Here is a 22,048-nt window from a genome sequence, read left to right on the forward strand (position 1 = left end):
CGCCACGGACACCCTTGCTCTTGGCTAACCTCTACTTCTGTCTTCGGGGTTCGGGACTTACACCCTATAGTTCATGCGCATGCCGGGCGCACAAGAAGACCGTCTCAAAAAACTTGAGACGGTCTCTTTTGGCAAATAAAAAGCAAAACAACAGTTTTACATACGTAAACTGTTGTTAGATTACAATTATTTATCTTGTAATTTATTCATTTGTGACATCATTTGACGCACTTGTTTTTCGGACGGTTTACGTCCCATTTGAGCCATCATCACACGAATCATTTGTTCGTTGATCGGTGGGTTTTCTTTTAAGTATTTCATCATATATTGACGAGCTAGATAGAAGCCTAATGCTGCTCCCCCTGCTAATGCTACGATGATAAGTACAATTGCAAGCCATAAACTCATTTGTGCCTACCTCCTCCACTATCCTTGTTACCACGAATCCTATCTTTTTATATGCCTTTGAAAGAGGAAAAACCCTCTCAAAAACAACACAAAGATAAACTCTCCATGAAGGATTATACACTAATAACTACATTGTTACTAGCTATTCAGTAGTTTTTTTCAAGCAGTAGAGGCAATTTCACACGAAACTTACTCTAGTAGGAAGCATGCTTAATAGGCTTCAACCATCCACATTCGGAATCCTCTGCATTAAATGCAATGAAAGAATCATTCATTTGACTTAGGCTATGGAACAAATCCAAATCTAACATTCGGGAGCCCTCACAAATTGCTTCTATATGATGCGTACATACTTTTATTTTCAAACCACCTTTAAATTGATGCTCAAACCTCATATATTCATCCACCCATTGGATAGTTGGAAAACTTTTCTTTAAATGATCATAAAGTACGCCTTGCACCATTCTTCCTTCAATCGGTTCACAGAGATAGCTTAGCTGCTTGCTAACAGAGGACTCAAGAGCTCGCTCTTTTGTCGATACCATTTCAAGAAGCTGTCTTTCTCTTCCAAATACAAATGATTGGTACTGTTTTTTAATATGAAATATTGAATAGATTCTCATCTTTCGTCCTCCTCTCTATAAACACATTATAAAAGAAAGATTTCGAATTTTTTGTCAAAAGGTGTCCGAACTCTATTACTTTTTTTGTCAAAATAGAGTGAAACGTACAATTCGTTCACTTTTCCTAGATGCCCTCAGCCTTGAGACCTAGTGCAAAATGCAATTCCAGGCCGTTTTAAGAAATTAGCTCCAGGTGTAACATAAAGCTATAAGAAAACACGATACGCTCAACACCTGAGCAAAATCGATGTCTTTTACTACTGATACCCTAAAAGAAAGGTTCAGTAACACGAAAGGAGCTAGAAACAATGAAAAAATTTTTCTTCTTAGTTGTCGGCGCTATCGCAGCAATCGTTGCCCTTAGCATGTTGGGACCATTAGTAGGATTCGGCTTCTCTGCACTGCTTGTCTATTTAGGCATGCACTATTATGTGAAGACAAATTCTAAATTTGGAAAAGTATTTTGGGTGGCACTTGGTTTAATCGGAATCTTCACAGCCATCTCAAACATCCCCGCATTAGTTGGCCTTGCTGCAATCTTCACAGTCTATGTTCTTTATAAAAAATGGAACAATGAAGAGGTTTCATTTAGCAAATCTAAAGCTATCAAAGAAGACGATCCATTCACAAACTTTGAAATGGAATGGGCAAAGCTAACAAAATAAAATTTAAGGAGAGATTTAAATGGTAGGTTTATTAAAAAGATTTCGTTACACTTTAGAAGCAGATTTACACCAATTATTCGATAAAAAAGAAAGCAAAAATCCACTTGCAATGTTAAATCAATACATTCGCGAAGCAGAAAAGCAAACAGAGCAAACTGGTAAATTACTAGCTCGCCAGGCACAGCTAAAAGAACAGCTTCAAAGTGAGTTTAAGGAAACAACAGCAATGCTAGAAAAAAGAACGAAGCAGCTACAGCTAGCAGAGCAAGCAAATGAAGTAGATTTAGTAGGCTTCGCTTCTTTAGAGGTAGAAACCTACAAAACTCGTCAAGCGACTTTGTTCAGCTCGATTGAACAATGCAACAAGGAATTTGTAGAGCTTGAGCAAAAGTTTGAAACAATGAAGCACAAGATTAAAGATATGAAGGTTCGCCAGCTTCAGCTAATGGGTAAGGAAAATGTTACTCGTGCACATCATAAAATGGATGAGGTTTTAAAATCAAAGGATGAATCAGAATTCGACGACCTATCAGCCTATATTGAAAATTTAGCCGATAAAATCGAACAAGATTATGAAAGAACTCAGCTAGAGGCTCGCCTGGCAGGTCTAGAAAAAGCTACCCCTGCCCCAGCTTCTATCGAAATGAAAAAAGATCAAGCTTAAAGCATAAGAAATCTACCAGCTAGATCACTGAATCATGCTATAATGACAATTGTTAGGAGAAGGCAAATATGTCTTCTCCTACAGTTTTTGAAAAAAGTAGAATGTCCGCATACAACAAGAGGAAAAGGAGGAACCGATATGAACAGATTTAGTACGAACCAATTAACGTTTATGGCGATAGCAGTTCTTTTAATTGTGTTCGTGGAGCTTACAATTTTCGGGAATGATAGCACCTTTTTGATAATCATTGGCGCAATTCTACTTTATTATAGCTTTTCAAAAAGCAAAAAATATTTGTTTTGGAGTGGCTGCTTCCTTATTTTCCTTGCAATTTTATCCTTATGGAGCTTACGTCTATTAATCGTCGGCGTTCTAATTTACATACTTTATAAGCATATGACAAAAGAACAAAAAATCGTGACCTTCAACACACAGGAGCTTCAAGCTAAAATTGATAATAACCATTTGATTGGCAACACCTCTTGCCCACTAGATAGCTATAAATGGGAAGACATCCAAATGCAGAAATTCATCGGGGATGTGTCGCTTGATTTGACCGATACAATATTACCTGCTGGAACGTCGGTCATTACAATTCGCCAATCCATTGGAAAAGTAACGATTGTATTACCTTACGAGATTCCTTTCCGTCTTCAATATTCAACAATCCTTGGAGAAGCAAAGGTTTTAGGAAATAATCCAAAACGATTAATCAACGAAAAATTAATTTTTGAGGATGGAGATGCTCTTGAGGCTAAGCGTAAACTGGTAATCCATGTAGCGACTTGGCTTGGAGATGTGGAGGTGATCCGTAAATGATTTCATTTCTGTTTCGAATGATTACGTTATTTTTCTTATTTAGTAGCACCACATTTGGATTCCTTTACATCTTTTTCGGATCACCAACAGATGAGGATTGGGGCTTCTTACTTGATATTGAATTCGATGAACTACCTGTAATTGCCATCATCCTTATTTCCCTTGCTTTCCTAAGCCTTATAATTAGCATCTGGATGAGTGCCGTAGCAAGATCAAGAGAAACCTCTGCAACACGCTATGTAAAGCAATTAGTGGAGCCAGACTTTTCACTAAAGAAGAAAAACCTTTCCTTTTCTTTAAAGAAAGCCTTGATTCAAGCAAATGATTTAATCGAAACACAGCGCACAAGCTTACAGCGTATGACAAACGAAAAAGCGGAAGCTAACGACAAATTGATTCAGGAGCGAATCATCGCGGAACGCCAACGTTTAGCTCGCGAGCTGCACGACTCCGTTTCCCAGCAGCTTTTTGCCGCATCCATGTTATTATCTGCAGTTACTGAGCAGGAGGATGAGCTAGCAGCATCGAAACCTACCCTTCAGCAGGTTGAAAAAATTGTTCAGCAGGCTCAGCTAGAAATGCGTGCATTACTGCTCCATTTACGACCGATTGCCTTACGAAACAACACCTTGGCACAGGGCTTAACAGATTTAATTCAAGAGCTGCAACAGAAGGTTTACTTCAATATTGATTATCAAATCGAAGAAATCGAGCTATCAAAGGCCGAAGAGGACCATCTATTCCGTATCGCCCAAGAAGCACTGTCCAATACATTACGCCATGCAAAGGCTTCAGAGGTGGAATTGCTTTTAATCGCCCGCGACAACATCGGTATCCTGCGCATCCAAGACAACGGTGAAGGCTTCAACATCGAACAAGACAAATCCACATCGTACGGCCTACGCAACATCGCCGAACGCGCCGTTGAAATCGGCTGCTCCTACAAAATCGTCTCCGTCCCCGGAGAAGGCACTATTGTAGAAGTAAAAGTCCCACTCGGGAACAAAGTAGTAGAAATGCCTAAAAGTGATAGCCTGGTGGATTTGGAGAAAAGAACTGATTAGGGGTAGCTCGTAAGAAAACGAATGCGATTCATAGCACCCCTTAACCAAACGATACAAAATATTAAAAATCGAGGTGAGAAAATGATACGAATTTTGATTGCGGATGATCATGAGATGGTGAGGATTGGTGTTTCTGCTTATCTTTCTGCCCAGGCGGATATGACTGTTGTCGGTGAGGCGGCGAATGGACAGCAGGCAGTGGAAAAGGCCCTTGAGCTAAAGCCCGATATTATTCTGATGGATAATGTTATGCCGATTATGACCGGCGCTGAAGCGACTGCACAAATTTTGCAGCAATGGCCGACCGCAAAAATCATGATGGTTACAAGCTTTCTTGATGATGACAAGGTCTACCCTGCATTAGAAGCTGGTGCGGTTAGCTACATATTAAAAACGTCGAATGCGAAGCAGATTGCCGAGGCAATTCGCAAAACGATCAATGGCGAAACGGTGCTTGAGCCTGAAGTTACAACAAAGATGATAACTCGTATGCGCGGCAATGCCAATGTGCCCCTGCACGAACAGCTTACTGAACGTGAAATGGAAGTGCTTTTATTGGTTGCCCAAGGAAAAACAAATCAAGATATCGCCGACGAATTATTTATCGCCCTAAAAACGGTGAAAACACATGTCAGCAATATATTGGCGAAGCTAGATGTACAGGACCGAACACAAGCTGTAGTCTATGCATTCCAAAATGGAATTGTGAAGTAAAATATTCAAAAAGCTCAGCAAGAGTCTGAGCTTTTAATTTTCATTAAATAATAAACCCGCTATAGACCATTCCTACGTTAACTACAAAATGGAAGAACATACTTGGATAGATACTATTTGTTTTAAGTGTGATGACTGCGTATATCACTCCAGCAACCGCGATCAACAAACTAAGCCCCATCGAAAACCCAATTGCAAGATGCAATAGTCCAAACCCTACACTTGTTATAAACACTGCATACCTTGGTGATGTAAATTTCACTAATGCAGAAAGCATAAGCCCTCTCCAAATCACTTCCTCGAAAATTGCATTGATTAGTGAAAAGGCTATACAAAACCAGAAGAGTGTTTGGAGTGTTTCCAAATCCTTCTGAACAATAAAAACTAAGTATACAATCGCATTAATAGTTATTCCGATTAACCAAAACCAAAAAGTATTTATTTTGTGAAACGGCAGGACAATTGGTTCTTTCCAGTTAGGCTTGTTATTATACCAAACTATTTTTCTAGAAAAAATCAGAGAGTGAACGACTAAAGCAAGGATGATAAAAATAAGCAAGAGTCTATTAAGTACTATTTTGATTTCCTTCGTGAAGGAGGTCGCTTCCAGAAAATTATTAGCAATCATAAATATAGAAAATCCAAAAAGAAAAGCAAGTACCATTGAGGTAATGTAACGTTGTTGTTTATTAAAAAACAACAAAATAATTAGTCCTATAAGAATAACAGCCGTAACCATAACCTGTTCATAGGCTATAGAAATAATCCCCATAAAAAACATTGCTATATATAAATTCAACATATGTAGTTCCCTCCCCCCTACATGAAAAAATACTACTGCGAGAAAGCATTGCAGTAGCAAATCAGGGTTTTACTAGAATTTGACGAAAGTAACTTAACAACTAATTATATGTGATTCGAACACTAAGTTATTCCTATTTTTGAAAGAATTTAATAGTTTTTATTGATTATGACGGGCTCGATTATCGTAGGGTGTATTCTTTCCTTCACCTCAGGCTTCACATACACCTATTCTATCATTCACCACGGTAATTCGGCAACCAGGCCATCGCCATTTCTTGGACCTACTTCTTTCATTCGAATGTGCATTTTTCTCACCTACTCACCATCATGAACAGCGAATTTCTCTGGAATCAGAAAGCGAGCCTCGGTTTTATCGGTAAACAAGATTACCTAAAGTATCAGCCTTCCATGCCTTTACAAAAGCAAACTCTCCTTTGGTGGCCCTTTCTTCTAAATACATTTTCCCATCAAATAGCTTCGTATCTTTCCCTTCTGCAATTGGTGTCCCTACCCCTGTGGCAGTGTAGAAGGCAGGAATACCAGCTCGAATTCGTTCTGCTAGAGTTCCTTGAAGTGTCAGCTCTACTTCAAGCTCGCCTTTTAAGAGCTGCTGTTCAAAAATTCTATTCTCCCCTTACATAGGAAGCAATCACTTTTTTGATTTGCTTATTTTGCAATAATAATCCCAACCCCCAATCATCGACTCCGCAATTATTGCTTACGGTAGCCAGATTTTTAGTCCCCTTATTTGCAGTTGCCTGGATTGCATATTCTGGGATCCCGCACTATCCAAAGCCACCAACTAGAATCGTATCTCCATATTTTAAACTCTCTAGCACTCTATCAATTGATTCAATTACTTTTGTCATCGATATACACCTTCATTGATATGTATATGTGGACGGCAATTGTAACATTCAGTTTATATGAACAGTTGATAGAGTTATGTTGTGAAATTAGACCAAAAGAAAAAAGGCCAACCAGCATAATCCTGGTTAACCTTCAACAATCACAAGCTTATTTAAGTAGGAGTTTTACAACATCTACTTTATTTATTTGCAATACATACTTTATTCCGTCCGGTACGTTTTGCTTGGTACAGTGCATCGTCAGCATCCTCGATTAAGGAAGAAGCTACTCGAGTTGTATCCTTATAGCAAGCCACCCCAATTGATACTGTAATAGAAATTTTCTTTCCTGAACTTAGAACAAACGGATGATTTTCAACAGCAACTCTTATCTTTTCACTTATTTCTACAGCCCTATCTAATGAACAATCTAAAAGGATAACGGTGAATTCCTCTCCACCATTTCGACTCACAATATCAAAGGATCTTATGGAATTTTTAAGAATGGTACCAAGCGCTTTTAAGACATTATCCCCTTCTTTGTGTCCAAAAGTGTCGTTCACCTTTTTGAAAAAATCAATATCAATATATAGTAAAGATAGCATTTCATCTTTGGCATCTGCGTTTTTTAATAACTCATTGAAAATCATATCGAATTTCCTGACATTATTGAGTCCAGTCAAAGCATCAGTAGATGATTCCATTTTATATCTGTTCAACAGACGCTGTGAATTCCGAATATATCGAACTAAAAAGATGGAAACAATGGCTGATAAGTAAGAAATAATCCAATAAACAGGTAATAAAATGGCGAGTACCTTAATGTCCGCTAATACATACGAGATTAAGATAGAGAAAGTGATATTTGCTATCGTTACTGAAATAAGCATTTGAATTCTCTTTGACAAGTTGGTTTTGAAAACAAATATTGCCCCAAATGTAACGGTGAAGGTTAATATAACTGCTAAATAGGACGCCAGATTAAAGCCAAAGTAAAAACGCCCAATAATAACTAGTACCATCCCGATTATCGCAGGCAATGGACCTCCGTAAAATGCCATTAGAATAATTGGAATATGTCTCATATCAACAATCGTATCGCCAATTGGAATACTATAATGCATTAAAACATTACTGAATAATCCACCCATTAAACCGAATAAAACGCGTTTAGAAAACGGACTTGTCGGAGTTATCGGAGTGGCATTTGTAAAATGAGTATGCAAAAAAATAACAGACCAGAGTAATGCCAAATTTGAAATTAAATCTTTAATTATCATCTTTATCACCATCGTAAACATATCATAAATTATTTGTAATGTAACGAGACAAATCTTGAAAATGAAATCTTCATAAAAATGGCATAAAAAAACCTGCGAACTCTAAAGCTCGCAGGTTTTTCTATTGTTATAATGCTTTAACTTTTGCTACAACATTTTCTACTGTGAAACCGTATTGTTCAATAACGACTTCTCCAGGAGCACTTGCACCAAATTGGTCTATTGCAAGGATATCTCCCGCAAAACCAGTGTATTTATGCCAACCAAATGAAGAGCCCATTTCGATAGCTAAACGTTTTGTCACAGCTTTTGGTAATACAGCTTCTTTATATTCTGCTGATTGTTGGTCGAAGCGATCCATCGATGGCATTGAAACCACTGATGCATCGATTCCTTCAGCTAATAATTGTTTTTGAGCTTCTACAGCAAGACTTACTTCAGAACCCGTTGCAATAAGAATTGCATCTGGAGTTTCTTTAGTTGCAGGAGAAACCACATAAGCACCTTTTGCCACACCGTCTTTTGCAAGTTCAGCTGATTTATCAAGAACTGGTAAGTCTTGACGAGAAAGCACTAATACTGTCGGTACATTCTTAGAAGATACAGCTAATTTCCATGCTTCTGCAGATTCGTTAGCATCAGCTGGACGGATTACTGAAAGGTTTGGCATTGCACGTAATGATGCTAAGTGCTCAACTGGCTCATGAGTTGGACCATCTTCTCCAACTGCAATAGAATCATGAGTGAACACATAAGTAACAGGTAGGCCCATTAAAGCAGATAGACGTACAGCTGGGCGAACATAGTCAGAGAACACGAAGAATGTTCCACCGAATACATGTAAACCACCGTGTAAAGCCATACCGTTTAATGCTGCACCCATTGCGAATTCACGAACACCAAACCAGATATTGCGACCTTCTGGAGTTTCTGCGAAGAAATCACCAGCACCCTTGATAGTTGTTTTGTTAGAACCAGCAAGGTCAGCACTTCCCCCAAAGAATGAAGGTACTTTTTTCGCTAAAGCATTGATTACTTCACCTGATGAAGAACGTGTAGCAATCGATTTTCCTGTTTCGTAAACTGGTACTTCTGCATCGAAATCTGCAGGAAGTTCATTGTTCATTGCTTTAAGGAACTGTTCAGCTAATTCAGGATATTCTGCTTTATAGCTTTCGAATTTCGTATTCCATTCAGCTTCTGGTTGAACACCTTGTTTTTCAGCTGCTTCCTTGAAAATTGAGTAAACCTCTTCAGGAATTTGGAAAGCTTCATGCTCCCAGCCGTAAGCTGTTTTTGTCAAAATAGTCTCTTGTGCACCAAGTGGTGAACCGTGTGAATCTGATTTACCAGATTTGTTCGGTGAACCAAAACCGATAACAGTTTTCACTTCGATTAATGTTGGTTTTCCTTCTGATTGTTTCGCTTTTTCGATTGCTGCATTTACTACATCCACATCCGTGCCGTCTGCTACATGAATGTAGTTCCATCCATAAGATTCGAAACGTTTTTGTACGTTTTCAGAGAAGGATTTAGCTAAATCTCCATCTAAAGAAATATCATTTGAATCGTATAAAACGATTAACTTATCAAGTTTTAAGTGACCAGCTAAAGAAATTGCCTCTGCAGCAACACCTTCCATTAAATCGCCATCTCCACAAAGTGAAAATGTATAGTGATCTACGATTTCATGTCCTGGTTTATTATATGTAGCTGCTAAATGACGTTCAGCCATAGCCATACCGACAGACATCGCAATACCTTGCCCAAGAGGACCAGTAGTTGCTTCAACCCCTACAGTATGACCATACTCAGGATGTCCTGGCGTTTTAGAACCCCATTGACGGAAGTTTTTAATTTCTTCCATATCTAAACCATATCCACCTAAGTGAAGTAAGCTATATAGTAACATCGAACCATGACCAGCCGAAAGAACAAAGCGATCGCGATTCACCCATTTTGGATTTTGTGGATTATGACGTAATTGTTTTGTCCACAAAGTATAAGCCATTGGTGCAGCCCCCATTGGTAAACCAGGGTGACCAGAGTTCGCTTTTTCGATTGCGTCAATTGATAAAGTTCGGATTGCATTAATTGCTAAAACATCAGCAGAATGTGCCATTATGTGATATCCTTTCTCACGCTTAATATTGTACTTTTACAGTTTAGACAAGATTTTCTAAGAAAACAATCTATTCTGAGGACATTTTTAGATTAATGTCATACTTTTCGTTATTATGTCACAATATTAGTTTAATTTATTTCGTTGAATTTCTTTAACTTTCTCTGGTGTTACATCATTTCCCGTTGCATCAATGATTTGAACGTTTTCGATTGTATTTCTGAATGAAGAACGGAATGAATCCAAATATTCTTTACGAAGCTGTGTACGTTCCTTTGCTTCAGCCTCTGTTAATTTACCCTCTTTTGCCTTTTTTGATAGCTCATTTATTCTTTTAATTTTTTGTTCTGATAACATATGATCTCACCTTTCTATTTCAATCAATTAGTATGGAGGATTTTAAGTATTATGCTAAAACTTATACTAAATGATGATAATCAATACTTCAAAGGTAAGTAAAAATGATGGGAAGTGCAAGTATTTCATCTTGCTTAATAGATATGTAATAAATGATGGAGAAAATTGAAGAAGACTGATTAGAGAAAAGGGCGTCAGAAACGTGTTTCATACGTGGAACGCCCTTTACTAAATTACGGAATTGTTACATCGTACTTATGTCAATTACAAATCGATACTTAACATCTGAAGCAAGAACTCGTTCGTAGGCTTCATCGATTTGGTCGGCAGAAATAACTTCTATTTTTGGTACAATATTATGCTGTGCACAGAAATCTAACATTTTCTGTGTCTCTCGAATTCCTCCGATTAATGAACCAGCAAATGATCGACGTTGACCAATTAAATAATGGACATTAACAGATAATGGCTCACCTGGAGCACCAACATTAACTAGTGTGCCATCTAAAGTTAGTAATCCGAAATATGCATTAATATCGATTTTCGCACTAACTGTATTTATGATTAAGTCAAAATGTCCTGCAAGGTTTTCAAATGTTGCTGGATCACTTGTAGCATAGTAATGATCCGCCCCTAATTCCAAGACATCTTCTTTTTTACTTAATGTCTGTGATAGCACCGTCACTTCTGATCCCATTGCATGGGCAATTTGAACAGCCATATGACCAAGACCACCCAGACCGATAACCGCCACTTTTTTACCTGAACCCGCTCCCCATTTATTTAGAGGAGAAAACGTCGTAATACCTGCACATAGTAACGGAGCAGCATCATCAAGAGAAATATTATCTGGTATTCTTAGAACAAAATCCTCTGTTACAACAATATGAGTTGAATAGCCACCTTAAGTTGGCTCACCATACTTATCAACTCCTGCATAAGTTGGAACATGTCCATTTAAACAGAATTGTTCTTCCCCTTTGTGGCAGTACTCACAGTCAGCACAAGAGTCAACCATACATCCCACACCTACACGGTCCCCTACTTTATATTTAGTAACCTCTGGACCTACATCAGTTACAATTCCTGCAATCTCATGACCTGGAACAAGTGGAAAGTTCACTGCACCCCATTCACCATGGGCAGTATGGATGTCAGAATGGCAAATGCCTGCATATTTAATTTCAATTAAGACATCATGCAAATCTAGATCACGACGTTTAATTTCTGCAGCATGAAAGGATTTGTTTGGACCATCGATTGCTCGCGCTTTAGCAATTACCATTTAAAATTCCTCCAATTATATGTTTGTTTATCAAGAGAATTTCTTTAACAAGGGAGTTCTATGATTAATAATCCTGTGTAATCATTATTACCCTAATTTCCCTTGTACATATATGTTAATCCTTATAGTTAACTCTAGGTCAAGTAATGGATCCCACTTTTATGTAGGTAAAACAGATTAAATTGATTTATTTTTTATCAAATAAGAAGTGGATTTTGAATTCCAATAAAGAAAGTGATAGAATTTTCCATAAAATTATGAAGTTTACTAGAAATATAGCTATAAAGAAAAGGTGAAAAAATGAAAACATATTCTATTAGCGAAGTGGCAAAGGAATTAAATCTCACAGCGTACACCTTACGATACTACGACAAGGAAGGACTTATGCCTTTTGTTGAAAGAACACCTAGTGGAAAACGTATATTTACAGAGTCGGATATTGGCTTTTTAAAAGTAATTCAATGTTTGAAATTAACAGGGATGCCTATTAAAGATATTAAAAACTTCATAGCCTGGTGCTCTGATGGAGATTCTACTCTACAGCAAAGATATGATATGTTCGTAGATCGTAAGGCTACTGTAGTAGCACAAATGGAGGAATTAAAGAAAACACTAGAAGTCATTGAACATAAAACCTTCTATATATAAAACAGCATTAGAGGCTGGAACTGAAGAAATTCATAGGGATAATAAGGTTTGGATTTAAGCTAATTAAAGAATAGGGCTAGTTCATATTAGAGCTAGCCCCCTATAAAGTCAGGCCAGGACTAAACTTCAAGTCCTTCAACATACTCAATATATCTGCGATGTACTGTCGCTTTACTTACTTCAAAACCAAGTCCTTTTAAAGTGGACGCAATTTCAAGGAATGTTAGTCCTTTTTCTCTTAGATTAACAATCTCTTCGATTGGAACTTCAATTCTTTCTCGACCTTCATGATTATGTCGATTTTTAATATTCAGCTCAGGACGATAGCCATTATCAACGGCACGTCTCATTCCTCTTTTAATTTTGGCATTATGAATCTTGCGCTGATACTCTTCAACGATTGCTAAAATTTCAAGAAGCATCGTATCCATCTCATTTAAGCTCATCGGTCCTGCATTATTTAAGGAATAGACGGTCGTCTCATTTTTGTGCAATAAATGCAGTACCGCCATTCGTGCATTACCACGTCCTAAACGTGTTTCGTCTTGCACAAATAGAACCTGAACATTCTTTTCTTTTATATAATCTAGCATTTCTAAAAGGCCTTCTCTTTCAACCTCGTAGCCACTATGCTGATCTTGAAAGACCTCTAAAACTTGAAAGTCCATATCTTTTGCAAACGATCGCAGCTCCTCTTCTTGTCGAACGAGCGACGTCTCTTGTGTATTTTTTTCAGTACTTACCCGTGTATAAATGACGGCTTTATTTTGTTTACTCATGGGTTTTTAATCGCTACCTCTACTGAATGAAGCTCTTCTTCATTCTTTAAATTTGCAATATAGATACTTTTTTCATTTACAGGAATAGTTAAAGCATGTCCTGCAACAATATGCTCACCATTAAGGGCATTTTCAGCTTTAACTTGTTTGATCCACTCTTGCTTTGTCATTTTACCACGGTATTGTTCTGCTAAAGTCCATAATGTATCACCATGTTGAATTTCGACTTGTTCGTATGTTGTACTGCCATTATCAGTTATTAATAGAAATGCACCCATCACAAAGAAAGCAACGAATAACACAACGATATAAGAATTTTTTTGTAAGTATTTCATAACTAAAACCTCTTTTCGAATATTTGTTCTCACGAATGTATGTTCTTACTTTAATACGAACACTTGTTTTTGTCAACAGCATTTTCGAACCTATGTTTGCATTTCTGTTCTTTCACTGATATACTATATGTAACTAATAGAGATACATATTCACAAAAAGAGGTGATAGAGTTGAAAAAAATATCAAAAAGGCAGGAAGATATTTTAACATTCATAAAAGAAGAGGTTCGCACTAAAGGTTATCCACCTTCTGTTCGTGAAATTGGAGAAGCAGTAGGATTAGCCTCAAGCTCGACAGTACATGGACATTTAGCTCGCTTAGAAAGCAAAGGCCTAATCCGCCGTGACCCTACAAAACCGCGCGCAATCGAGATTTTAGATCAAGAAGAAGCAGCAGTTCAGAAGCAATCTGTAGTCCATGTTCCTCTTGTGGGGAAAGTTACAGCTGGCCTACCGATCACAGCCATAGAAAACATTGAAGAATATTTCCCTCTACCAGATGCTTACGGCACTAGTGAAGAAAATCTTTTCATGCTAGAAGTAATGGGAGAGTCAATGATTGAGGCTGGTATTCTAGATGGAGATTATGTAGTTGTGAAGCAAACAAACACAGCAAACAACGGAGAAATTGTTGTAGCTATGACTGAGGACGATGAAGCAACAGTAAAACGCTTCTTTAAAGAGAAAACCCATTTCCGTCTTCAGCCTGAAAACTCAAGTATGGACCCAATCCTAGTAAATCAAGTATCGATTTTAGGTAAAGTAGTAGGATTATATCGTAATATACATTAAAAAAGGTTGTCTCGTTGGTCAGAAGACTGTGAGACAACCTTTTTTAATATGGTTTTGAGTTTATGTTGATCACTTGGGATGCTTTATGATCACTTGGCAAGTTTTCAAGTATAAACAACAGCGATTAACCCATGGTTCATACAAAGAGCCGCACTGGTAATATTACCATGTTCCCCCTACCCTATGACTGAACAACTCCAACACCATTTTCAACCTTGCTCTTACAAGCATCAATGAACGACCTGAACAGATTTTTCGCATGCTCATCCTCTGCTATTGCCATTTCCTCTGGGTGCCATTGTACGGCTACGCAATATGGATAATCCTTCATTTCGATTGCTTCAATAATGCCGTCGCTTGATTTGGCTGTGACTTCGAATATTTCAGGTACCTTTTTTAAGGCTTGGTGATGAAATGAATTTACTGCAATCTTATCTTTGCCGACGATTTCATGTAATTGGCTGCCCTTCGTAATCTCGATGAAATGGGATGCCTCTCTCCTGCGCGCATTTTGTTGATGAAGGATTGGCGTTTGCTCATATTGAGAATTGATATCCTGATAGAGTGTGCCACCTAATGCGACATTCAAAAGCTGAATCCCACGGCAAATTCCGAAAATCGGCAGCGTTTTCTTTAGCGCAGCTTCTGTTAGCATCAGCTCTACTTCATCACGCTCGAGCATAATATGACCGATTTTAATATGAGGCTCTTCATCGAAAAAGTGAGGATGCACGTCTACCCCGCCCGTTAACAGTAAGCCATCAATTCCATCCAACAGCTGATCTACATCACTTTCAACCCCAAAAGGAATGTTTACCGGAATACCGCCAGCTTGAATAATAGATTTCACATATGCTTCATTAATACAATACTGCCCATTGTTCGTCGTCATTGTTACGCCAATAATCGGTTTCATCCAAACACCTCCAAAAACTATATTGTTTCATGCTTTAGAATATTCTAGATTAAAATGGTTTTTCCTCTTAAAACCTGCATTTTGTTTCAATCCCATTCCCAATCATTATATGTGTAGTAATCCTTTAAAGAGATAGGCTTGTAATTTGAGCAATAATCCAGTAAATGACGCTTAATCTCTTCCAAATTGCTTTGGTCAGAAAAAATTTCACAGACATCGTTTTTATTAGTAAACTCAAAATCTCTTAAACAGTATATTTCATTATCATTATCTCCATATGGCGAAAAATTCCCGTATCGACAAGTTTGACAGGCTGCGATTCTTATATTATTTGGTAGTGCTTTTTGAAGATTTTTAACACCAAGCTCCGAAACACCCGATATTTTAGAAATAACATGTTGATTTACTATAAAGATTTCATAATGGATGCTTTCCAATTCACCGTCAGTTGTTCGCTTACTCAAAGCTTTAGTAGGAATTGTTGACAGCTTATCGTCAATCAGGTAGTTAACTAATAAGTTCATTTCTTTCAATATGTTTATTCATTCCTTTCTGCAATGAGTTCTAAATAGTTCTATTATAAATTAGATAGAATATGGTGATCGTGTAAATATACTAAACTTAAACAAGCCATAAAAGTTCTCAATTAGAGCGATTTAATACGAATTCCAGCTATATATTTGTATAAGTAAAAATTAACAAAATAGATTTCTATCATAATAAACCACTGTTATTCCATCTTCTCTTTTATTTAAAAAGGACCTCAATTATAATTGAGGTCCTTTAAATTGTTTCAATTTTACATAAACAAATTCCCATACCACTCTAATATAACATCACCATAGAAGTAAACAATGATAGCTGCCAGTGCAATGGATGGACCGAATGGAACTGGTGTTTTTCGGCCTTGGTTGCGAATCTTTAAGACGATGACACCGACAATCATACCTATAAAAGCCGCTAGGAACAAGGTAAGCAATGTGTTAAGTGTTCCTAGTACTAAACCGATCAAGAAGAACAACTTGATGTCTCCCCCACCCATCCCGCCGTTAGAAATAACCGCAATTAGGTAAAGAATACCAAAGCCTACTACCGCACCAAGTATGCTATCCCACCACGGATCAATTGGTGAGATAATCCTACCTAATGCTAATAACGGTAAAAAGAATAATAGGACTTTGTCCGGTATTAGCATAAAGGCAAAATCTGATACGATGATAATCATTAATAAGGAGATAAACAGTAAAGCTACTACAGTTTCAATGCTTATGCCTAGATTCCATACCGCTAAAGCAAATAAGAGACCTGTAACGAGCTCTGTTAGTAAATAGATGGGTGAAATCTTTATACCACATGTCCGGCATTTTCCTCTTAAAAATATGTATGAAAGTACAGGAATCAGGTCTAGCAAGGTTAGCCTACGATTGCAATTTGTGCAATGTGATGGTGGGGTTGAAATGGACTCTTTTTTTGGTACTCTTAAGCCTACCACATTAAAAAACGAGCCGAAAACAAGCCCGTATATGAAGGCAAATACAGTATAAAGGATTTCCATAATGTGCACCTCCTATAAATAGAAATGATCGGGACCCGTTTATGTACGAATCCCGATTTTTTAATTTTTTTAAGATTCACCTTCATAGAAGAAAGTTGTTACCTGAATTGATGCATTTATTGTTTCTGATTCTTCATCCAGGAATTCCCCTTCTTCTCCGGGAAGAGTATAGCTGATTGAGTCAATATGCATAATACGTTTTAGGTTTTCGATTTCTTGTACAAATTGCTGAATGTTATCGTAAACCGATGCCTCGATTGTAAGGTTGAACGTAATCAGTTTTAGTTCTGGAGGGATAATCTCTGCAGCAATTTCAGAAACAGGAGTTTCCACCGTTTCGCCTGTTTCTTCACCTTCAACTATTTCTTCAGCTTCAGTAGTTGCTTCAGTATCTTCATCTACAGTGTTTTCTTCAACTGTAGTAGCTTCTTCTGGAACAGGAACAATAGCGGATTCTGAAACTAGTGCATCGTAGCTATTAAATCCGATTGACGTAATGCGAGTTTCAGTTACGTATTCAATCTCTTCCAGGTTTAATAATAGTTGATCGATTTCACGTGATCGCGGTAGCTTTTGTCGAATAGCATAGATGTTAGAAACGTCGCTAGATGAGGTTTCATCAAATGATGCCATTTGTCCTTCAAGGGCTGTTATTTCCGTTTGCAAAGAACTAATAGATCCTTCTAATGACTGAATATTATCCTTTTTCGGCAATACGATGTAATAATAAACAGCAAATAAGAGTGCAGCTACTAATACGATTAGCAAGATAACAGATGAATTTTTATTACTAGAGAGCTTCATTATTGAACACCTCCAGTAGATAGGTATGTTTCATCGATTAGGAGTGTAATTTCTACTGATTGTCTTGGGATGACATCGAAATTTGTCTCATTCTCTGTTCCAAGTTCCTCGCCTAACCCCGAATTTGTTATTGACAGGACTTGTCCATCAATGAAATAAGAGCTATTAGATAATCGTGAAACATAAGTAGAAACATCACTCAAAGTTTCAAAATCAATTGAGATTGAAACACTTTCAGGGCTAAAATTATAGTTTCGCAAGTAAGAGTTGCTTGGTTGCAATGCTTGAATTTCATCCATTAAAGGGGAAATTGGATAAGAAACACGCTCTATAAATTGCAAGGATTGTTCTAAGGATCCTTGGCTACTAGGTTGTAAATTTGTTAAATCTGCCGCTAGTTGGTCACGTTGAGCCATTAAGTTGGCTTCTTTGCTTTGTAAATCAGCTATTTCAGCATTTGCGCTAAAATATTGCCATACAAAAAGTGATAATACTAATAAAGTAATTATCGCAAGCAGACTATAAAGTAATCTGGAGCCTTGTTGGTTTCGTTCAAGTCTGGGTATGAGGTTAATATCTGGTATCATTATTCAATCTCCTTTAACGCCAACCCAAGCAAGGACGCATGTTTTGCTTTGAATCCTGGGTAGTTCTTATTAATCCGGGCATCATCAACCAGCTTCGCAGAAACAGCTAATGTATCTTGTATATAGCTATAGATACTCTCTAGAAGTGGATTGTCTCCCATGACAATAATTTCATCCACAGACTTCTCTCCCTTATGAAGAGAGAAACGGAAGAAATTCATAATTCGGTCAAGCTCCAGCACTTGGTCCATTACCGTCATTCGATAATCCTCTAAATCGCCCTCATATGTAAATTCAAGCTCATTCTCTTCAGAAGTCTTGGCATGCCATTGGGAAATAGCAGTTGGAATTTGCTGATAACGCAAGAAATCAACATGCCCATTCGAGTAAATACAAATGGATAATTCGTTAACAAGCCAATTAGAGATTAAATAAGTCTTTTCATTATCAATCATTTGAAGATTTTCAAGCAGGCGCAAATTACATAGCGCACGAATGTCCGCAGCTTGAGGCTGCATATTGATATCTAAAAATAAGTTAATATATTTATTCACTTCCTCAGAGGCAGCTGCAAAAATCATTGCCTGCCCGTCCCCTTCAGTCGGATCATATACATCAATAAGTGGGTCCTGGAAAGGTAAATGAATACTATGACCAAGCTCCATCTGTACATACTCTTTTAGTTTATTTGCTTCGACATCACGTGGATGCTCAAAGGATTTTAAAAGAACAGTTGGATCTGGAACGAAAAATCGGACATGCTGATTTCTCCCACCCCATTTGGAGGCATTCTCTTTAAAAATCTCAAATAACGCCATCTCATCTTTTAATGTGGCTTCATCGATGATTTCATGACGCAATGCCGCTTCAAACACCTCTGCCTGTGACAAATCTGGGCCCTTCGAAACAAGCGCGCGAATCACATAATCATTAATCTCTATGGAAACATGGGAATTCTTTTTATTTTTATTGAACATGCGAAGGGCTCCTTTAAATAAATAATATCGAAATGGAATCATTTTAGTGAATTAATTGCCTAATGAGACAACTAACTACGGTAGTTAGTTGTCTTTTAGAGAATTAATTAAGGTGTAGTAGGAGGTGCGATTGTTCGGTTATTTTCAGTAATATCTTTACCTTTTTTTGTGTCTGAATTTATTACATCAATTGTAGCATTTGTAAATTGAATTGTTTGTCCATTTACTTTTGTATTGGTATTAGTCGTACCAGTTAGCTTATGTGGTTTTGAAACAGAAATAGTAGCTGCTGGATTTAAACCACCCATACTTTCTAAATATCCTGCATCTTGAAGTTTTTGAAGAGTGATAGTTGTACTAGCTCCTGATCCGGTAATATCACCAGTATTCCCATTAGGGTAATCAGTAAAATAAATATTTGCTCCATTTAAAGCATTTGTTGCATCAGCTTTTACAGCGCTGTAACGACTATTATCAATAATATTACCAATAGCAGGTACAGCAATAGCTGCTACGATAGCCAAGATAACTACTACTGCTAATAATTCGATTAATGTTAAACCTTTTTCGTTTTTAATACGTTTTTTCATTGTTTTAAACATATTAAAACCTCCTTTTAATTTTTTATTTTGTTTTTGGTTAATTTTTAGTATTTGCGTGGACGTTGGTTGCATACCTCTTCACCTCCCTGCAAAACGTCCCAGTCCTGGTTGAATTTTTATATTACATCTGTTCGTATAGGCTAAACATCGGTAAAAAGATGGCAGCTACTATTACACCTACAATTGCTGCTAAGAATAAGATCATTAATGGTTCGATTAAAGATTTTAACGTATCCACTGATCGTTCTACTTCTGCATCATAAAATTCTGCAACCTTTTCAAGCATGTAATCCAGGGAACCTGTTGACTCACCGATTTTCGTCATGGAAGTTACAAGTGGTGGGAAAAGCCAGCTCTCTTCTAAAGGTTCTGAGAGTGTATTTCCTCGTTCAAGACTATCTCGAGCTTCAAGAACAACCTTACTCATTACTGGATTCCCAACAACACGCTCTACAATTGTTAGCGATTGAAGTATCGGAACCGCACTACTGAATAAGGAAGAGAGAGTTCCCATCATCCTTGAAATGGCCGACTTTTGAAGTAATGGTCCGAAAATTGGCATTCTTAGCAAAGCATAATGTACAGCATAATTAAATTGTTCATTCCCTTTGTAAAGTGTTCGGAATACAATCACTCCTACAATTACTATTAAGATAAGTAGCCACCAGAATCTCTGCAGCCACGCACTAACCGCAATTGTAACAACCGTCATCCATGGCAGATCAGCCCCCATACTTTCAAATGATTCAACAAATGAAGGTACAATAACTACCATCATAAAAACTGCGACTACAATCGTTAATACAAATAGCACAGCCGGATATGTCATCGTCGATTGAACTTTTTTCTTTAAGTTGTACTGCTTTTCAAATGAGTTTGCTAATCGTTCTAGCGTATCATCTATATTCCCTGTTGCCTCCCCAGAACGCATCATGTTAGAAAACAGTAGTGGGAATACTTTTGGATGCTTTGCTGTCGCTTCAGAGAATGAAACTCCTGTGCGAATATCTTCCTCCACAGCTTCCAAGGCTTTTTTCAAGGGCTTACTTTTTGTTTGATCTGCTAAGATGCGAGTGGATTCCACGATGGAAACTCCAGCTCGTATTAGAGTGGCAAACTGTCTTAGATAGATAACAAAGTCTTGGTTTTTAACCTTTGCAGCTCCAATATTTAATTCCTTATGCAGGAAACTGTTTGATTCGTTTACTTCTCGAGGGTTAATCCCTTTAGCTCTTAGTTTTGCTATGGCCGCTTGTTTGTTCATGGCATCTACAATGCCCTTCGTTGGAGCACCCTGCTGCGTACGACCTATATATTTATAAACAGTCATTTACTCACCAACGTTCATTTACTTATAATCTTCAAAATTTAGATATGGTCTTGCTTCCTCCATCGACACCTTGCCAGTTGAGACGAGTGATTGAACAGAAGTCTCTAAAGTATGCATCCCTAGTGCTCTGCTTGTTTGCATAACACTTTGAATTTGGTGTACCTTTTCGTTTCGTATTAAGTTTGTTACTGAAGGAGGTGCAGTCAATATCTCGGTCGCAGCGACACGACCATTTGTATCTCTTCTTGCAAACAGTCGTTGTGAAATGATTCCTTGTAGTACGTTTGCAAGCTGAATTCGAATTTGCCCCTGCTGATGCGGGGGAAATACATCGATAATACGGTCAATTGTTGTAGGAGCACTTGATGTATGCAATGTTGCAAACACTAAATGACCAGTTTCAGCTGCTGTAATGGCAGTAGAAATCGTTTCTAAGTCACGCATCTCACCAACCAAGATAACATCTGGATCCTGACGAAGTGCCGCCCGTAAACCACTTGCAAAATCCTGTGTATCAATTCCAATTTCACGTTGGTTGACTACGGATTGTTTATGGTGATGCAGATACTCGATTGGATCTTCAAGGGTAATGATATGCTTTGATTTTGTTTCGTTAATATAGTCAAGCATCGCAGCTAAGGTTGTTGATTTCCCTGACCCTGTTGGACCTGTCACTAAAATGAGTCCTTGAGGCTTGTCCGCTAGATCATAAAGAATCTTAGGCATACCAAGTCCTTCAATGGTTGGTATTTTAGATGGTATTAAACGAAATGCAATGGCGCTTTCGTTCCTTTGATGATAAGCATTCACACGAAATCGACATAAGTCGCCAAGAGAAAAATTAAAATCGGTTTCTCCTTTTTGTTCGTATTCTTCAACCTTGTAATCAGGAAGAACCTCCCTTACAAGCGCCTCAGCATCATTAGGGGACACTGTATAATCACCAAATTGCTTCAGCTTTCCATTTATACGATAAATCGGTGGGATTCCTACCGTTATGTGTAAGTCCGAAGCCTTTTCTTCGTAGGCTCTTTCTAATAATGAACGTATACTAAACATCATTTCACTTC

23 protein-coding genes and 3 pseudogenes are annotated in these 22,048 nt (G+C 37.7%); 7 read left to right on the forward strand and 19 right to left on the reverse strand.

Annotated features, from left to right (window positions below; all coding sequences use genetic code 11):
• Window positions 1-186 precede the first annotated feature (186 nt).
• Together BJ095_RS16635 and sirA are read right to left on the reverse strand one after the other, a co-directional pair.
• Window positions 187-408, reverse strand: a complete 222-nt coding sequence (locus BJ095_RS16635) for a YneF family protein (RefSeq protein ID WP_107933120.1) — start codon at window positions 406-408, stop codon at window positions 187-189.
• 194 nt (window positions 409-602) lie between these two features.
• Complete coding sequence (gene sirA / locus BJ095_RS16640; RefSeq protein WP_107933118.1) at window positions 603-1,031, reverse strand: sporulation inhibitor of replication protein SirA; 429 nt, start codon at window positions 1,029-1,031, stop codon at window positions 603-605.
• A gap of 308 nt (window positions 1,032-1,339) precedes the next feature.
• Between sirA and BJ095_RS16645 the strand changes: the two genes are divergently transcribed.
• The 5 genes from BJ095_RS16645 (at window position 1,340) to BJ095_RS16665 (ending at window position 4,957) form a co-directional block, all read left to right on the forward strand.
• Window positions 1,340-1,696, forward strand: a complete 357-nt coding sequence (locus BJ095_RS16645) for a lmo0954 family membrane protein (protein ID WP_107933116.1) — start codon at window positions 1,340-1,342, stop codon at window positions 1,694-1,696.
• Window positions 1,697-1,715: 19 nt separating this feature from the next.
• The gene (locus BJ095_RS16650; protein WP_107933114.1) at window positions 1,716-2,360 is read left to right on the forward strand and encodes a PspA/IM30 family protein; all 645 of its coding nucleotides are present in this window, start codon (window positions 1,716-1,718) and stop codon (window positions 2,358-2,360) included.
• Window positions 2,361-2,498: 138 nt separating this feature from the next.
• On the forward strand, window positions 2,499-3,179 hold the full coding sequence (gene liaF / locus BJ095_RS16655) for a cell wall-active antibiotics response protein LiaF (RefSeq protein ID WP_107933112.1): 681 nt from the start codon (window positions 2,499-2,501) through the stop codon (window positions 3,177-3,179).
• Window positions 3,176-4,243 carry a sensor histidine kinase gene (locus BJ095_RS16660; RefSeq protein ID WP_107933110.1) on the forward strand — a complete coding sequence of 356 codons (1,068 nt, stop codon included), beginning with the start codon at window positions 3,176-3,178 and terminating at the stop codon, window positions 4,241-4,243. Before liaF ends, BJ095_RS16660 begins: the two co-directional genes overlap by 4 nt.
• A gap of 81 nt (window positions 4,244-4,324) precedes the next feature.
• Window positions 4,325-4,957 (forward strand): response regulator transcription factor, encoded by a 633-nt coding sequence (locus tag BJ095_RS16665; protein WP_107933145.1) that lies wholly within the window; start codon window positions 4,325-4,327, stop codon window positions 4,955-4,957.
• Window positions 4,958-5,000: 43 nt separating this feature from the next.
• On the opposite strand, the gene BJ095_RS16670 is transcribed toward BJ095_RS16665, so the two are convergent.
• From BJ095_RS16670 to BJ095_RS16695, 6 genes and pseudogenes are all read right to left on the reverse strand, one after another.
• Entirely contained in the window at window positions 5,001-5,759 is a 759-nt protein-coding gene (locus BJ095_RS16670) for a CPBP family intramembrane glutamic endopeptidase (RefSeq protein WP_107933108.1), read from the reverse strand.
• A gap of 375 nt (window positions 5,760-6,134) precedes the next feature.
• Window positions 6,135-6,630 (reverse strand): annotated as a pseudogene (locus BJ095_RS16675) (CoA transferase subunit A); the annotation flags it as partial.
• 179 nt (window positions 6,631-6,809) lie between these two features.
• Complete coding sequence (locus BJ095_RS16680) at window positions 6,810-7,862, reverse strand: GGDEF domain-containing protein (RefSeq protein WP_235867702.1); 1,053 nt, start codon at window positions 7,860-7,862, stop codon at window positions 6,810-6,812.
• 154 nt (window positions 7,863-8,016) lie between these two features.
• Window positions 8,017-10,011: a transketolase gene (gene tkt / locus BJ095_RS16685; protein WP_107933104.1), complete on the reverse strand. Its 1,995-nt coding sequence runs from the start codon at window positions 10,009-10,011 to the stop codon at window positions 8,017-8,019.
• Window positions 10,012-10,137: 126 nt separating this feature from the next.
• Window positions 10,138-10,368, reverse strand: coding sequence for a DUF896 domain-containing protein (locus tag BJ095_RS16690; RefSeq protein ID WP_107933102.1), 231 nt, complete (start codon window positions 10,366-10,368; stop codon window positions 10,138-10,140).
• Between the two features lie 244 nt (window positions 10,369-10,612).
• A pseudogene (locus BJ095_RS16695) lies at window positions 10,613-11,653 on the reverse strand (NAD(P)-dependent alcohol dehydrogenase).
• Window positions 11,654-11,953: 300 nt separating this feature from the next.
• Here BJ095_RS16695 and BJ095_RS16700 point away from each other — a divergent pair.
• Window positions 11,954-12,359, forward strand: a pseudogene (locus BJ095_RS16700) (MerR family transcriptional regulator).
• 61 nt (window positions 12,360-12,420) lie between these two features.
• Here BJ095_RS16700 and BJ095_RS16705 read toward each other — a convergent pair.
• Window positions 12,421-13,080 (reverse strand): YneB family resolvase-like protein, encoded by a 660-nt coding sequence (locus BJ095_RS16705; protein ID WP_107933100.1) that lies wholly within the window; start codon window positions 13,078-13,080, stop codon window positions 12,421-12,423.
• Window positions 13,077-13,415 (reverse strand): cell division suppressor protein YneA, encoded by a 339-nt coding sequence (gene yneA / locus BJ095_RS16710; RefSeq protein ID WP_181418107.1) that lies wholly within the window; start codon window positions 13,413-13,415, stop codon window positions 13,077-13,079. Before yneA ends, BJ095_RS16705 begins: the two co-directional genes overlap by 4 nt.
• Before the next feature lie 171 nt (window positions 13,416-13,586).
• Between yneA and lexA the strand changes: the two genes are divergently transcribed.
• Window positions 13,587-14,207, forward strand: a complete 621-nt coding sequence (lexA, locus tag BJ095_RS16715; protein WP_107933099.1) for a transcriptional repressor LexA — start codon at window positions 13,587-13,589, stop codon at window positions 14,205-14,207.
• A gap of 181 nt (window positions 14,208-14,388) precedes the next feature.
• Here the strand turns inward: lexA and BJ095_RS16720 are convergent, their stop codons facing one another.
• The 9 genes from BJ095_RS16720 to BJ095_RS16760 form a co-directional block, all read right to left on the reverse strand.
• The gene (locus BJ095_RS16720) at window positions 14,389-15,123 is read right to left on the reverse strand and encodes a gamma-glutamyl-gamma-aminobutyrate hydrolase family protein (protein WP_107933097.1); all 735 of its coding nucleotides are present in this window, start codon (window positions 15,121-15,123) and stop codon (window positions 14,389-14,391) included.
• 86 nt (window positions 15,124-15,209) lie between these two features.
• A complete protein-coding gene (locus tag BJ095_RS16725) occupies window positions 15,210-15,656 on the reverse strand; it encodes a hypothetical protein (RefSeq protein WP_107933095.1) in 447 nt (148 codons plus the stop codon).
• 266 nt (window positions 15,657-15,922) lie between these two features.
• Entirely contained in the window at window positions 15,923-16,678 is a 756-nt protein-coding gene (locus BJ095_RS16730) for a prepilin peptidase (RefSeq protein WP_107933093.1), read from the reverse strand.
• Between the two features lie 69 nt (window positions 16,679-16,747).
• Complete coding sequence (gene pilO / locus BJ095_RS16735) at window positions 16,748-17,482, reverse strand: type 4a pilus biogenesis protein PilO (RefSeq protein ID WP_235867703.1); 735 nt, start codon at window positions 17,480-17,482, stop codon at window positions 16,748-16,750.
• The gene (locus tag BJ095_RS16740) at window positions 17,482-18,069 is read right to left on the reverse strand and encodes a PilN domain-containing protein (RefSeq protein WP_107933089.1); all 588 of its coding nucleotides are present in this window, start codon (window positions 18,067-18,069) and stop codon (window positions 17,482-17,484) included. Before BJ095_RS16740 ends, pilO begins: the two co-directional genes overlap by 1 nt.
• The gene (gene pilM, locus BJ095_RS16745) at window positions 18,069-19,046 is read right to left on the reverse strand and encodes a type IV pilus biogenesis protein PilM (protein ID WP_107933087.1); all 978 of its coding nucleotides are present in this window, start codon (window positions 19,044-19,046) and stop codon (window positions 18,069-18,071) included. The genes BJ095_RS16740 and pilM overlap by 1 nt, the downstream gene beginning before the upstream one ends.
• A gap of 107 nt (window positions 19,047-19,153) precedes the next feature.
• The gene (locus BJ095_RS16750) at window positions 19,154-19,648 is read right to left on the reverse strand and encodes a type II secretion system protein (protein ID WP_107933143.1); all 495 of its coding nucleotides are present in this window, start codon (window positions 19,646-19,648) and stop codon (window positions 19,154-19,156) included.
• A 121-nt stretch (window positions 19,649-19,769) separates the two neighbouring features.
• Window positions 19,770-20,978, reverse strand: a complete 1,209-nt coding sequence (locus BJ095_RS16755) for a type II secretion system F family protein (RefSeq protein WP_107933085.1) — start codon at window positions 20,976-20,978, stop codon at window positions 19,770-19,772.
• An 18-nt stretch (window positions 20,979-20,996) separates the two neighbouring features.
• Window positions 20,997-22,040, reverse strand: coding sequence for a type IV pilus twitching motility protein PilT (locus BJ095_RS16760; RefSeq protein WP_107933083.1), 1,044 nt, complete (start codon window positions 22,038-22,040; stop codon window positions 20,997-20,999).
• Between the last annotated feature and the right edge of the window lie 8 nt (window positions 22,041-22,048).

The sequence above is a fragment of the Ureibacillus chungkukjangi genome (genome assembly GCF_003217295.1).
GTDB classification, from domain to species: domain Bacteria; phylum Bacillota; class Bacilli; order Bacillales_A; family Planococcaceae; genus Ureibacillus; species Ureibacillus chungkukjangi.

Excerpts from the sequence above, each read along its gene's own strand:
- BJ095_RS16635 (WP_107933120.1), bottom strand. The coding sequence starts at position 408 with ATGAGTTTATGGCTTGCAATTGTACTTATCATCGTAGCATTAGCAGGG.
- sirA (WP_107933118.1), bottom strand. The coding sequence starts at position 1,031 with ATGAGAATCTATTCAATATTTCATATTAAAAAACAGTACCAATCATTT.
- BJ095_RS16645 (WP_107933116.1), top strand. The coding sequence starts at position 1,340 with ATGAAAAAATTTTTCTTCTTAGTTGTCGGCGCTATCGCAGCAATCGTT.
- BJ095_RS16650 (WP_107933114.1), top strand. The coding sequence starts at position 1,716 with ATGGTAGGTTTATTAAAAAGATTTCGTTACACTTTAGAAGCAGATTTA.
- liaF (WP_107933112.1), top strand. The coding sequence starts at position 2,499 with ATGAACAGATTTAGTACGAACCAATTAACGTTTATGGCGATAGCAGTT.
- BJ095_RS16660 (WP_107933110.1), top strand. The coding sequence starts at position 3,176 with ATGATTTCATTTCTGTTTCGAATGATTACGTTATTTTTCTTATTTAGT.
- BJ095_RS16665 (WP_107933145.1), top strand. The coding sequence starts at position 4,325 with ATGATACGAATTTTGATTGCGGATGATCATGAGATGGTGAGGATTGGT.
- BJ095_RS16670 (WP_107933108.1), bottom strand. The coding sequence starts at position 5,759 with ATGTTGAATTTATATATAGCAATGTTTTTTATGGGGATTATTTCTATA.
- tkt (WP_107933104.1), bottom strand. The coding sequence starts at position 10,011 with ATGGCACATTCTGCTGATGTTTTAGCAATTAATGCAATCCGAACTTTA.
- BJ095_RS16690 (WP_107933102.1), bottom strand. The coding sequence starts at position 10,368 with ATGTTATCAGAACAAAAAATTAAAAGAATAAATGAGCTATCAAAAAAG.
- BJ095_RS16705 (WP_107933100.1), bottom strand. The coding sequence starts at position 13,080 with ATGAGTAAACAAAATAAAGCCGTCATTTATACACGGGTAAGTACTGAA.
- yneA (WP_181418107.1), bottom strand. The coding sequence starts at position 13,415 with ATGAAATACTTACAAAAAAATTCTTATATCGTTGTGTTATTCGTTGCT.
- BJ095_RS16720 (WP_107933097.1), bottom strand. The coding sequence starts at position 15,123 with ATGAAACCGATTATTGGCGTAACAATGACGACGAACAATGGGCAGTAT.
- BJ095_RS16730 (WP_107933093.1), bottom strand. The coding sequence starts at position 16,678 with ATGGAAATCCTTTATACTGTATTTGCCTTCATATACGGGCTTGTTTTC.
- pilO (WP_235867703.1), bottom strand. The coding sequence starts at position 17,482 with ATGAAGCTCTCTAGTAATAAAAATTCATCTGTTATCTTGCTAATCGTA.
- BJ095_RS16740 (WP_107933089.1), bottom strand. The coding sequence starts at position 18,069 with ATGATACCAGATATTAACCTCATACCCAGACTTGAACGAAACCAACAA.
- pilM (WP_107933087.1), bottom strand. The coding sequence starts at position 19,046 with ATGTTCAATAAAAATAAAAAGAATTCCCATGTTTCCATAGAGATTAAT.
- BJ095_RS16750 (WP_107933143.1), bottom strand. The coding sequence starts at position 19,648 with ATGTTTAAAACAATGAAAAAACGTATTAAAAACGAAAAAGGTTTAACA.
- BJ095_RS16755 (WP_107933085.1), bottom strand. The coding sequence starts at position 20,978 with ATGACTGTTTATAAATATATAGGTCGTACGCAGCAGGGTGCTCCAACG.
- BJ095_RS16760 (WP_107933083.1), bottom strand. The coding sequence starts at position 22,040 with ATGATGTTTAGTATACGTTCATTATTAGAAAGAGCCTACGAAGAAAAG.